The sequence below is a fragment of the Pseudescherichia sp. L3 genome, assembly GCF_024656065.1.
In the GTDB taxonomy this organism is placed as follows: Bacteria; Pseudomonadota; Gammaproteobacteria; order Enterobacterales; family Enterobacteriaceae; genus Pseudescherichia.
Map to the genome: position 1 here is coordinate 252,759 of NZ_JANKYC010000003.1, position 12,158 is coordinate 264,916.

The following is a 12,158-nucleotide window of genomic DNA, read 5'->3' on the forward strand; positions in this document are numbered from 1 at the left end:
AGACAACAAAAATCCATGCTTCGGCGTGGATTTTTTTCGCCTTTATTAACGATTCCTCTAAAAATCAGTCATATACCTTCACCCTGTTTTTAAATGACCCATAGCTGTCTGAATTTTTAAATTTCAACAGCAACCCTGCCCTAAATCAAATTAATAGCGCGTTATCCCGCCTCGTCAATTGACATGTTCTGCCTGAAGTATTTAATGCCTGAGCATTAGAGAACCCTATTTATCTGGAACATACGTTAGGACGCGCGACAGATAGCCTTGATGCAAACGAAGCCCTGGCTGCTTACATCCACCTGCTCAAAAGCTTTCGTCTTCACGCCTGACAACAGGGAGAGTTGTTATGTTTGCAGCCGCACGCGTTGGGGATGACATCGGTCACTCCGCCGCCCTGGCCGGATGATGGCCGGTACCGTTGTGAGTGGATTTATTGCCGCAGCGGGAGGCCTTGCCGCAGGGGCGCTGTTTATTGCCGGAATGGGCGCGTCCTGCCTGGGCGTGGGCGTGCTGCTTGTCGGGGTCAGCGTTGCTGTGGGCTGGCTTACCGGTGAGCTGGCAACGGCGGCAAGGGACTCGCTGGCAGAGGGCGGAGCCGGGAGCATGACGCAGCAGGGCGTCATCACTACCGGCTCACCCAATGTCTTCATCAACGGCAGGCCTGCCGCAGTGGCCACCGCCAGTCTGGTCTCCTGTCAGGAGGATGGCGCTCAGCACCTGGCCGAAGGATCGTCACGGGTCTACATCAACGGCCTGCCTGCTGCACGCCTGGGGGACCGGACTACCTGCGGGGCGACCATCATCTCCGGCTCGCCCAGTGTGCTGATTGGCGGTGCCTCAGAGCAGACCCTGCCCGTGCAGGCTGAGGTCCCGGACGGATTATACAAAGCCTCGGATCTGACGCTGCTGTTCGCCGGACTGCTCGGGGGAGCCGGTGGCGCTGGCGGGGAAGCCGGTGCGCTGGGCAGCCTGCTGAGTAAACTGCCGGGTATTAACAAACTGGCGCGCATCGCCTGTCGTGCCGGACAGCTGATGGCCGGTGTCGCCGCGGTGGGCATTATCGCCCGCCCGGTGGATATCGTCAGCGGACAAAAATTTCTCTGTGGTGATGACGAGCTGGATTTTACCCTCCCTTCCCGCCTGCCGGTACGCTGGCAGCGCTGCTGGCGCAGCGGTAACCCTGGCGACAGCGTGCTGGGTCGTGGCTGGAGCCTGTTCTGGGAAACCTCCCTTGAACGCTACGGTGACGGGCTGGTGTGGCGCGCGCCGTCGGGGGACTGTATCTCCTTCCCGGGGGTGCCGGAGGGCCAGCGCGTCTACTGTCAAGCCGAAAAGCGCTGGCTGGAACATCATCAGGACGATACCTGGTCGGTGTATGATACCAGCGGCGAGCGCTGGCACTATGCCCCCTTCAAACCGGATGAACGTGCTCTGCTCCGGCGCATTTCAGCGCCCTGCGGCAACGATATTCTGTTCGGGTGGAACGCCGATCGGACGTTATATGCCCTGACCGACAGCGCCGGTCAGCGCGTGGTGTGCCGTTATCAGGGCGGGCGTCTTGACAGCGCCTGGCTGGATGATGAGATCTGCCTGGTCAGTTATGCTTATGACGCTGAGGGCCAGCTCGTCACCGTGACGGGCCGGGGCGGTAGCGTGCGCAGACGGTTTTGCTGGCAGGATGGCCTGATGACTGCCCATGAGGATGCAAACGGCCTGCTGAGCGAGTACCGCTGGCAGACTCTTGCAGGCCTGCCCCGCGTGGTGACCTTCCGGCACAGCGGCGGCGAACAGCTGACGCTGGATTATGACGTTGAGAGCGGCAGACGCCGGGTCATCCGGGACGATGGTGCACAGGCGCACTGGCTGGTTGATGACGATGACAACGTCGCCAGCTATACGGATTTTGAAGGACGCCGGACCGCCTTTGTCTACCGCGACGGGGAGCTCACAGACGTCATTCTTCCCGGCGGAGCCATTCGCCGCAGCGTATGGGACAGGTACGGACGCCTGACGCAGGAGACCGACCCGGAAGGACGGACCACAGCGTACCACTGGTACCGCCAGACCGGCTGCCTGACCCGCATCGTTTATCCTGACCAGACCGCCTCGCAGGCGGCATATGATCTGCGGGGGCGGCTGGAGTGCGAAACCGATCCCGGTGGACACCGCACCACATACCACTACCCGGACGATAACGATCCTCTGGCGGACAGCATCACCGATGCCTCCGGCGGCGTGGTTCAGCTGCAGTGGAACCATCAGGGGCTGCTGACAGGCCGCACCGACTGCGCCGGCAGCGTCACGCAATTTGAGTACGATCGTTTCGGGCAGCTTGTCCGCAGCGAGGATGCCGAAGGTCACATCACCCGCCGGGAATGGAACGCGGCCGGGCAGCTCAGCGGCGTTATTCACCCCGACGGCAGCCGCGAATCGCTGATATGGAACAGACGCGGACAGCTCACGGGCTGGCGCGATCCGCTGGAGAGCGAGGTGCGCCAGGCGTATAACGTCCTGGGCCTGCCCGTCAGCTTCACCGACCGTACCGGGCATACCCGCCGCTGGCACTACGATCCGCGTGGCAATCTGTTACGGCTGGAGAACGGCAACGGCGCTGAATACCGCTTTACTTATGACGCCACGGGCCACCCGCTGAGCGAGATCCGGCCGGATGAGACATCACGGCTGATGCAGTGGGACGAGCGGGGTTTTCTCACTGCGCTTGAAGAGCGCGGCAGCCCTGCCGCCGACGGCGGGGCTGGTCGTCGGTGGCAGCAGTTCGGCTATGACAGCAGCGGCCTGCTTACTGCACGGACCACCCGTGATGCCGGATACCGCTACCGGCGTAACCAGAACGGGCAGCTTACCGGCCTGCTGCGCACGCCAACAGCCGACGGCATGGCACGGGGTGTCAGTGAGGATGAGATTCAGTTTACCTATGACGCTGCGGGAAACCTGCTCGGTGAACACGGCGTGAACGGTGAGCTGCACTATGTCTGTGACGCGCTGGGTAACCTGACCGCCCTTACCCTTCCCGGCGGGCAGCGGCTGTCATGGCTGCATTACGGCTCCGGCCACGTCAGCGCCGTCCGCTTTAACCAGCAGACCATCAGCGACTTCACCCGTGACCGCCTGCACCGGGAAACCGAACGCAGCCAGGGTGTACGCACCCAGCAGCGGGAGTATGACAGACTCGGCAGACGCAGCCTGCAACGCAGCGCACGGCTTCCCGACGTCACGCTGCCGGAACAGGCGATGCTGGAGCGTCTTTATCGCTATACCGGACGCGGCGAGCTGGCAGGCGTCAGCGACACCCTGCGGGGTGAAATACAGTACGGTTACGACGCCGAAGGCCGCCTGCTGAAACACTATGAAGCCCGTCAGGGGCACAGCACCTTACATTTTCGCTATGACGCCGCCGGTAACCTGCTGCCGGATGATGACCTGCCTGCACTGCCGGTCACCGGTAACCGCCTGCTGCACTGGCAGCACCGGGTAATGAAATATGATACCTGGGGTAATCTTGTCAGCCGCCGCAGCGCCACGGGCGATCAGCATTATGTCTATGATGCGGAAAACCGGCTGATAAAGGCAGAAGGCACCGGCCCGGAAGGCAGGTTTACGGCACAGTATCACTATGATGCGCTGGGCCGTCGGACCCGAAAAACCGTCACCACGCAGCGCGGTACGTCAGAAACCCGCTTCCTGTGGCAGGGCTACCGCCTGCTGCAGGAGCAGCAGAAAGATCGCTGCCGGACCTATGTTTATGATCCGAACGAAGCCTACAGCCCGCTGGCGCGTATCGACCATCTCAGGAATGACAGCCAGGGCGACATCTGCTGGTTCAGCACCGACCTGAACGGTGCCCCGCTGGACGTCACGGATGAACAGGGCAGCATCTGCTGGAGCGGCCAGTACGGCAGCTTCGGCGAGGTGCGGTATCAGAGCGACGGCTTCTCACGGCTGTTGCAGAACGGAATCCTGTATCATCAGCCGCTGCGCTACGCCGGACAGTACGCCGACAGCGAGACGGGGCTGCACTATAATCTGTTCAGGTATTACGACCCGCAGGTGGGACGCTTCACGGTGCAGGACCCGATTGGGTTAAAAGGCGGATTAAACTTCTATACGTATGCGCCGAATCCACTATCCTGGATCGACCCTTGTGGCCTTGATATTATTCGTTTGAGACATTATACAAGTAACCTAGGATTTTCTGGTATAAAACAAACGATGATTATTAAGGCAGGAGATCAAAATGCTGTATTTGCAACTAAAGCCAAAGGCAAACCATTGAGTATGGCTGATGCCGCGGATAAGTTTAAAATTAAGCAAAGCCATGCCAGAAATTACATTGAATTTAATATTGATGATAACCTTGTCGAATTCAGGAAGAATAACTTAGGCGTAGAGGAATACAAGATAAAAGGCAGCGTCAAGCTAGACAAAAAAACAACCACATTCAAAAAGAGATGCTAAGAATATGAAAAAAGAATTACAACATACAGAGGAACTAAAAGAAATAGTGAGATTCATGGAGGAGATTGTTGTAGTAATAGACAAAATTGGCTCCAGCTTTGATATGAATAAAAAAGAAGAAGCCTCAGCGCTATTGCTTTTTTTTAATGAAAGAAATGTTTTAGATAAACTATCTAAAGTAAGAAAGTATCTTTATCAAGATTTAGAAAATAAATTACCTCCTGATGAGTACGATACTTTTATAGAAAACGACATTACTTTATGGCTTCCCCCATATGGGAAAACACAAGATGAGATACTTGAAAGAGTGAATTCTTCAGATGAATAATTAAAGCCCTTCCTGTGGCAGGGCTGTCGCCTGTTGCAGGAGCAGGAAAAAGATCGCTGCCGGACCTATGTTTATGATCCGAACGAAGCCTACAGCTCGCTGGCGCGTATCGACCATCTCAGGAATGACAGCCAGGGCGACATCTGCTGGTTCAGCACCGACCTGAACGGTGCCCCGCTGGACGTCACGGATGAACAGGGCAGCATCTGCTGGAGCGGCCAGTACGGCAGCTTCGGCGAGGTGCGGTATCAGAGCGACGGCTTCTCACGGCTGTTGCAGGCTACCACCCCGGACCATCAGCCGCTGCGCTACGCCGGACAGTACGCCGACAGCGAGACGGGACTGCACTATAATCTGTTCAGGTATTACGACCCGCAGGTGGGACGTTTCACGGTGCAGGACCCGATTGGGCTTGCGGGTGGGCTGAATCTTTATCAGTATGCGCCGAATCCGCTGGGGTGGATTGATCCGTGGGGATTGACAGGTGAGTGGGTCAACCCAAATTATATCAATTTTTCACAGAGGACCATTTCAGCTAACGATTATGCTGAAATGATGAGAAATGGTCAGTGGGACTGGAATAGATCGCCGTTAAATGTTGTTGATGTTAACGGTCAACTAGTTACTTACGACAACAGGCGATTAGATGCAGCCTTAGAAGCAGATTTAGATAAGGTCAAAGTTACTATAGTTGATCCCTACTCACCTCATCCAAATTCTTCTACAGGAAAAACATGGTGGGAAAAATTCCAGCAAAGATTTAGCGATCGCCGAAACATCAAAGCTGGTGGAGTTGTCCCAGATGAAGGTTTAAGTACGCGCCCAACAACATGTGGATAAATAAATGAAAAATATTATATCGGAATTATGGGGTCGGGAGATCCTTCCAATAAAGGATGCCATTTATTTTTGTGATGGAAGTGCTATCTCTTATAAGATTACATCTTACCCCGCTCCAAATGTAGAAAAAGGAAATGTCTTTGATTTTACTGATTATTATAAAAATAATAAAGAGGAAGTTACATCCATTGATATAATAATGAGCATCAAATTATCCAATGGCTGTTATTGTTGTGTTGGCGAGGGTAGTTATGGTTCAGAAGGATTTATCGCATATCTTGATGAGAGCAAAGAGTTAATTTGGGTCATTTACTCAGAAACATCAAATCCATTTTTTAATATTATCGAGTGTGACCGGAATACTGTTCTTGTAGAGTCAACTACTAACATAAAAATAAAATTTAATACTTGTGACCCGGCAAGTTTAGAACTGATACCATAAGTTATATGGTCAATAGAGATGGTCGACTCTGCACCTTGAGTGGGATGAGTTGGGCGAGCTGGCAGGCGTCAGCGACACCCTGCGGGGTGAAATACAGTACGGCTACGACGCCGAAGGCCGCCTGCTGAAACATTATGAAGCCCGTCGGGGGCACAGCACCTTACATTTTCGCTATGACGCCGCCGGTAACCTGCTGCCGGATGATAACCTGCCTGCCCTGCCGATCACCGATAACCGCCTGCTGCACTGGCAGCACCGGGTAATGAAATATGATACCTGGGGTAATCTTGTCAGCCGCCGCAGCGCCACGGGCGATCAGCATTATGTCTATGATGCGGAAAACCGGCTGATAAAGGCAGAAGGCACAGGACCGGAAGGCAGGTTTACAGCGCAGTATCACTATGACGCCCTGGGCCGTCGGACCCGAAAAACCGTCACCACGCAGCGCGGTACGTCAGAGACCCGCTTCCTGTGGCAGGGCTACCGCCTGTTGCAGGAGCAGCAGAAAGATCGCTGCCGGACCTATGTTTATGACCCGAATGAAGCCTACAGCCCGCTGGCGCGTATCGACCATCTCAGGAATGACAGCCAGGGCGACATCTGCTGGTTCAGCACCGACCTGAACGGTGCCCCGCTGGACGTCACGGATGAACAGGGCAACCTCTGCTGGAGCGGCCAGTACGCCGACAGCGAAACGGGACTGCACTGTAATCTGTTCAGGTATTACGACCCGCAGGTGGGACGGTTCACCGTGCAGGACCCGACTGGGCTGGCGGGTGGGCTGAATCTTTATCAGTATGCGCCGAACCCACTATCCTGGATCTATCCGCTGGGGTTAGCAAATAGACCCAACAATGGTAAATATAATATATTTTTTGATCATAATATTAATCCGTCAAATACATACTCAAGTGATTCGGTTGAATTTAAAAGAGCCAATGATGCCTTAATTGAAAGTATGAATAATGATCCAGCATTTAGACGTAATATATCAGGTCGGCATCCTGAATTAGGCGATTGGCAGAAAAATGTCAGTAGAAGCGGCAGTCCATCAGGGTTTACATGTCACCATCATGAGGATGCAAATAGGCTTGTTTTGGTTGATAGATTAGATCATAAATCTAATCATGCATTGTACCATCCCACAGGAAAAGGCGGTCGAGACATGTGGGGAGGCGGTGAACCGGGACGTCAAGGGAAGCTTGACGGATCTACAGGAAAAGCTTGTAAATAATGAAAATACTTTGAGGTAATAAAATATGTTAAATAAAGATAATCAATATAGCTTGTCAGATATTGTATCCTACATGAAAGTAATTGATTTACGTAATGATAATTTTTGCTTGTATGGTGAAGCGGATGAAGGTTTAAAAGCTAATGGATATTACTACATTGCTGATTACCCTGATGTCGATGATAATGACAAGGAAGTATATCCTCAAATAGTGAAAAACAAAAAATTACATTATTTATATTCAGGTGAGCAGTTTGCAGACGTTATTGATTCAGTTGTCGAGCAAAAACCTTCAGCTTCACTTGATGAATTTGTCAAAGCATTAAATTTTTACTCTAAAAACGATAACTTCCTTGATTTTTAGTTTTAAATAAAAGCCGGTAAAGAAATTAACCCTGGCTTTAGGGGTGCGCTAAATGCGCTACATACAACTCTTATCACTTATCTCCCTTTTAGCCACAAGCAGTACCTACGCCGCCATGGAAAGCTCATCGCTGACCTGTAAAACCGAGGCTGTAGAGGAGGCTCACAAACTTCTCGCTTTCTATCGCGACAATGACGATCGTATCGTCATTGATGACAAGGTTACGCCGCTAGCGAAGATAAAAAATCCTGCTAACGAAAAGCAGCTTCTTAATGTGCTGGAAACGTGGGGATACATCTATAAGGGGCGATACAGAATGCGGCTGATCTTCTCTTCCGACTGCATCCTGATGGGAGAGGAAATTTTAGAGTACGCCAACCTGTGAAAACCAGAACAGAGCAGACAACAAAAAACCCGCCGAGGCGGGTTTTTTTAACATCGTGCTTTAAACGTTAAGCTTACAGGCTTACAACGTTACCAGCAGACGGGCCTTTAGCGCCGCTTTCGATGGTGAAGGATACTTTCTGGCCTTCATCAAGAGATTTGTAGCCATCGTTCTGGATAGCAGAGAAGTGTACGAACACGTCTTTAGAGCCATCGTCAGGAGTGATGAAGCCGAAACCTTTGTCAGCGTTAAACCATTTTACTAAACCAGTCATTTTGTTAGACATAGATATTACCTTTTTAATTAAGTGTGCCTTCCGGCGCTATGGCGTGCTTTACAGATTTTTTAAGCGATAAAGGAGAGCTCACTACGAGGAGTATCTATGATAACTCTTGAAGGGGACTGCTTTACTAAACTGCTTTAAGGTCTGTATATCAAACCGATGACGCATTAACTCATTTTACAGACGTCATGGCAAGCACTAATTGTTTTACTTACGATTCATTACAATGCCCCCGCCCGCAGACGGGGGCATCAAAAACGTACGCGTGTTACTGCGTCGCGTTCACTGCCGCGCTCCAGGCCTGCGTAAACGCCTGATGCTGGGAAGCCAGCGGCCCAATCAGCGAATTATACTGGCTGGCCTGCTGAGAGGTCGGGAACTGAATACCGTTGGCAACAAAGCTCACCTGCGCCTCCTGCTGGGCGATGAAATCACCCACCTGTACCAGCTGCTGGGTAAAGACCTGCGCCGCCGGGATCAGCGGCTGTAACGCGTTAGCCGGCTGGGTCACGACTTTCTCATACACCTGATCATAGACCGGTTTCAGGTCATCGTTCAGTTTTAATGCAGAGCGAGAGGCATCGGCCTGCACTTTGGCATTCTGTAGCTGCTGGCTCAACACGCCCAGGGAGCCGTTAGCCTGACGCAGCGGCTCGCGCTGGGTCATATAATCCTGTGGGACGCGGATGGCGTTCACGCTATCTACTACGGGACGCAGACCGGCATCCATCGCCTGGTTCACCTGCTGGGAGTAGCCATACAGAATGGCATAGTCCGACACGAAGGGGCCGAACTGCTTTTTCTGATCGGCAGTCAGCGTCGGGAGTCGCTCACCGCTACGCATCGCTGTATTTTGCAGAAAATCGATAAACGCCTTGCGCTGATCGCCCTCTTTATCAAAACACCCACTCAGGCTAACTACCATTAATAACGCCGCAAGAGGCGCGAACCAGCGAGAGCAGGACTTTCCTGTCGCCATTTTATTACTCCTTTCACCCAAAAAAAGCGCACACCGGCACACGTGTGCCTGACGCTGACAAGGATAGTCCAGGTGGGCCGCGCAAGATACCCCTTTCGTTGCAATCTTGTGGGGAAAATCAGCGTCGGGAGAAAAGACGCGGCGGGGGTAGTTAGCGATTTTTTTGCAAAGCATTGACAAAAATTTTCGTCTGCAGAGGCAGGCAGAGAAATCAATCTGTTAGGTCGTAAAAAGTCACATAACTATGCAGGCAAGGTGCGTAAAATTGATTTGTATGGCAAATAATTCTCTCATCCAACCACCGGGTTATTTTTTAGCGGCTATTCTTAAATCTCTCTGTGCTGTTCACGGCCTCGATGTGTGTTTTATGAGGAGTATTCGATGGAATACAAAGATCCAATGATTGAGCTGCTTAGCAGCCTGGAACAAATTGTTTTTAAAGATGAATCTCGAAAAGTAAGTCAGATCCAAAAACCGAATCCGTTTAGCGAATTTGAGAAATTGCGTAAGGGCACCGGCCTGAAGATTGATGATTTTGCCCGAGTGATGGGCGTTAGCGTAGCGATGGTGCATGAGTGGGAATCTAAACGAGTAAAACCTTCCTCCACCGAATTAAAACTGATGCGATTGATTCAGGCAAACCCACGTCTCAGCCGTCAGCTGATGGAGTGATTTTTGCCCGCTGTACCCGTTTGATAAAAAAAATAAACCCGCCAGAGGCGGGTTTTTGGTTTCTGCGAACCGGGAACGATTACTGCAGCAGCGAGATATCCGCCACGCGCAGGAACAGCTCGCGCAGTTTCTCCAGCATCGTCAGGCGATTGACACGCAGCTCTTTATCCTCAACGTTCACCATCACCTTCTCAAAGAAGGCGTCGACCGGCTCGCGCAGCGCTGCCAGCTCAACCAGCGCTTCCTGATAGCGGCCTTCTGCAAAGTATGGCTCCAGCTTGTCACGCAGTACCACGACCTGCATCGCCAGGGCGATCTCTTCCGCCTCTTTCAGCGTGGCCGCATTGACGCGCTCGTTCAGGGTTTCATCTGACTTCGCCAGGATATTGGAGACACGCTTGTTCGCCGCTGCCAGCGCCGAAGCAGCGTCCAGCGTACGGAAGTGCGAGACCGCCTTCATACGGGCGTCAAAGTCTGCCGGACGGGTCGGACGGCGCGCCAGCACCGCCTGGATGGTATCCACGGTGTAGCCTTCGTCCTGATACCAGGCGCGGAAGCGGCCCAGCATAAAGTCGATGACGTCATCCACGACCTTCGCGTTGGTCAGCTTGTCGCCATACAGGCGCACCGCTTCCTCGGTGAGGGTTTGCAGATCGAGGTTGAGGTTCTTCTCAACGATGATTCGCAGCACGCCCAGCGCGGCACGACGCAGCGCAAACGGATCTTTGTCGCCTTTCGGATGCTGGCCGATGCCAAAGATGCCCGCCAGGGTATCCATCTTATCGGCAATGGCGACCGCACAGGCCACCAGGTTAGACGGCAGGTCGTCGCCAGCAAAGCGCGGCTGGTACTGCTCGTTCAGGGCAACGGCCACCTCTTCGGCTTCGCCGTCGTGACGCGCGTAGTGCATCCCCATTACGCCCTGGGTGTCGGTAAACTCAAACACCATGTTGGTCATCAGGTCGCACTTAGAGAGCAGGCCCGCACGCTCGGCGTTAGCCACATCAGCACCAATCTGGGCGGCAATCCAGCCGGAGAGCGCCATGATGCGATCGGTCTTGTCGCGCAGGGTACCCAGCTGCTGCTGGAACAGCACGGTTTGCAGGCGCGGCAGATGGTCTTCAAGACGTTTCTTGCGGTCGGTATTGAAGAAGAACTCGGCGTCGGCCAGACGCGGGCGCACCACCTTCTCGTTACCGGAGATGATCTGCTGCGGATCTTTCGACTCAATGTTGGAGACGAAGATAAAGTTCGGCAGCAGCTTGCCGTCGTTGGCGTAGACCGGGAAGTACTTCTGGTCGCCCTTCATGGTGTAGACCAGCGCCTCAGCCGGCACGGCGAGGAACTTCTCTTCGAAGGTCGCGGTCAGCACCACCGGCCACTCTACCAGCGAGGCAACCTCTTCCAGCAGGCTTTCGCTCAGGTCAGCGTTGCCGCCAATCTGGCGCGCCGCCGCTTCGGCGTCCGCTTTGATTTTGGCTTTGCGCTGTTCGTAGTCGGCCATCACCTTGCCGCGCTCCAGCAGGATCTGCGGATACTGGTCGGCATTGTCGATGGTGAACTCTGGCTCGCCCATAAAGCGATGGCCGCGGATCACGCGATCGGAGTCGATGCCCAGGATGGTTGCCGGAATGACGTCGCTGCCCAGCAGCAGGGTCACGGTGTGCACCGGACGGACAAACTGCACGTCGCTTGCACCCCAGCGCATCAGTTTTGGGATCGGCAGCTTGGTCAGCGCGGTGGCGATCATGTTGGGCAGCAGCGCCTGCGCGCTCTCGCCTTTCACATGGGCGCGATAGAGCAGCCACTCGCCTTTATCCGTGGTCAGACGCTCGGCCTGATCTACGGTGATACCGCAGCCACGCGCCCAGCCCTCTGCCGCTTTGCTCGGTTTACCCTCGGCGTCAAACGCCTGGGAGATCGCCGGGCCGCGTTTTTCAACTTCGCGATCCGGCTGAGCCGCAGCAAGGTTAGCCACTTTCAGCGCCAGACGACGCGGAGCGGCAAACCACTCTACGCTGCCGTGGGTGAGGCCGGCTGCATCCAGCTCGGCAGTAACGTTTGCAGCAAAAGACTCTGCCAGGCTGCGCAGGGCTTTTGGTGGCAGCTCTTCAGTGCCAATCTCCACCAGAAAAGTTTTCTCAGACATGGC

Annotated in this window: 9 protein-coding genes and 3 pseudogenes; 9 read left to right on the forward strand and 3 right to left on the reverse strand. The window is 53.8% G+C overall.

What is annotated here, in order from left to right:
* Nucleotides 1–349: 349 nt before the first annotated feature.
* The 8 genes and pseudogenes from NR795_RS16475 to NR795_RS16505 all read left to right on the forward strand — a co-directional run.
* Nucleotides 350–4,173, forward strand: a pseudogene (locus NR795_RS16475) (RHS repeat-associated core domain-containing protein); the annotation flags it as partial.
* A 24-nt stretch (nucleotides 4,174–4,197) separates the two neighbouring features.
* Nucleotides 4,198–4,479, forward strand: a pseudogene (locus NR795_RS20740) (HYD1 signature containing ADP-ribosyltransferase family protein); the annotation flags it as partial.
* Between the two features lie 4 nt (nucleotides 4,480–4,483).
* Nucleotides 4,484–4,807: a hypothetical protein gene (locus tag NR795_RS16480; protein ID WP_144818516.1), complete on the forward strand. Its 324-nt coding sequence runs from the start codon at nucleotides 4,484–4,486 to the stop codon at nucleotides 4,805–4,807.
* 9 nt (nucleotides 4,808–4,816) lie between these two features.
* A pseudogene (locus tag NR795_RS16485) lies at nucleotides 4,817–5,647 on the forward strand (RHS repeat-associated core domain-containing protein); the annotation flags it as partial.
* 4 nt (nucleotides 5,648–5,651) lie between these two features.
* Complete coding sequence (locus NR795_RS16490; RefSeq protein WP_257758775.1) at nucleotides 5,652–6,089, forward strand: hypothetical protein; 438 nt, start codon at nucleotides 5,652–5,654, stop codon at nucleotides 6,087–6,089.
* A gap of 49 nt (nucleotides 6,090–6,138) precedes the next feature.
* Nucleotides 6,139–7,323, forward strand: a complete 1,185-nt coding sequence (locus NR795_RS16495; RefSeq protein ID WP_308219187.1) for an RHS repeat-associated core domain-containing protein — start codon at nucleotides 6,139–6,141, stop codon at nucleotides 7,321–7,323.
* Between the two features lie 25 nt (nucleotides 7,324–7,348).
* On the forward strand, nucleotides 7,349–7,687 hold the full coding sequence (locus NR795_RS16500; protein WP_144818514.1) for a hypothetical protein: 339 nt from the start codon (nucleotides 7,349–7,351) through the stop codon (nucleotides 7,685–7,687).
* Nucleotides 7,688–7,739: 52 nt separating this feature from the next.
* Entirely contained in the window at nucleotides 7,740–8,072 is a 333-nt protein-coding gene (locus tag NR795_RS16505; RefSeq protein WP_222889269.1) for a hypothetical protein, read from the forward strand.
* A 73-nt stretch (nucleotides 8,073–8,145) separates the two neighbouring features.
* Here the strand turns inward: NR795_RS16505 and cspA are convergent, their stop codons facing one another.
* Nucleotides 8,146–8,358: an RNA chaperone/antiterminator CspA gene (cspA, locus tag NR795_RS16510; RefSeq protein ID WP_042393997.1), complete on the reverse strand. Its 213-nt coding sequence runs from the start codon at nucleotides 8,356–8,358 to the stop codon at nucleotides 8,146–8,148.
* Nucleotides 8,359–8,623: 265 nt separating this feature from the next.
* Nucleotides 8,624–9,334 (reverse strand): DUF3053 domain-containing protein, encoded by a 711-nt coding sequence (locus NR795_RS16515; RefSeq protein ID WP_103820452.1) that lies wholly within the window; start codon nucleotides 9,332–9,334, stop codon nucleotides 8,624–8,626.
* Between the two features lie 381 nt (nucleotides 9,335–9,715).
* Between NR795_RS16515 and NR795_RS16520 the strand changes: the two genes are divergently transcribed.
* Entirely contained in the window at nucleotides 9,716–10,006 is a 291-nt protein-coding gene (locus NR795_RS16520) for an HTH-type transcriptional regulator (RefSeq protein ID WP_042393993.1), read from the forward strand.
* 79 nt (nucleotides 10,007–10,085) lie between these two features.
* Here NR795_RS16520 and glyS read toward each other — a convergent pair whose 3' ends face one another.
* Nucleotides 10,086–12,155, reverse strand: coding sequence for a glycine--tRNA ligase subunit beta (gene glyS / locus NR795_RS16525; protein WP_257758776.1), 2,070 nt, complete (start codon nucleotides 12,153–12,155; stop codon nucleotides 10,086–10,088).
* Nucleotides 12,156–12,158 lie beyond the last annotated feature (3 nt).

Bases quoted from the DNA above. Each gene is read 5' to 3' on its own strand.
- NR795_RS16480 (WP_144818516.1), top strand. From the start codon at position 4,484: ATGAAAAAAGAATTACAACATACAGAGGAACTAAAAGAAATAGTGAGA.
- NR795_RS16490 (WP_257758775.1), top strand. From the start codon at position 5,652: ATGAAAAATATTATATCGGAATTATGGGGTCGGGAGATCCTTCCAATA.
- NR795_RS16500 (WP_144818514.1), top strand. From the start codon at position 7,349: ATGTTAAATAAAGATAATCAATATAGCTTGTCAGATATTGTATCCTAC.
- NR795_RS16505 (WP_222889269.1), top strand. From the start codon at position 7,740: ATGCGCTACATACAACTCTTATCACTTATCTCCCTTTTAGCCACAAGC.
- cspA (WP_042393997.1), bottom strand. From the start codon at position 8,358: ATGTCTAACAAAATGACTGGTTTAGTAAAATGGTTTAACGCTGACAAA.
- NR795_RS16515 (WP_103820452.1), bottom strand. From the start codon at position 9,334: ATGGCGACAGGAAAGTCCTGCTCTCGCTGGTTCGCGCCTCTTGCGGCG.
- NR795_RS16520 (WP_042393993.1), top strand. From the start codon at position 9,716: ATGGAATACAAAGATCCAATGATTGAGCTGCTTAGCAGCCTGGAACAA.
- glyS (WP_257758776.1), bottom strand. From the start codon at position 12,155: ATGTCTGAGAAAACTTTTCTGGTGGAGATTGGCACTGAAGAGCTGCCA.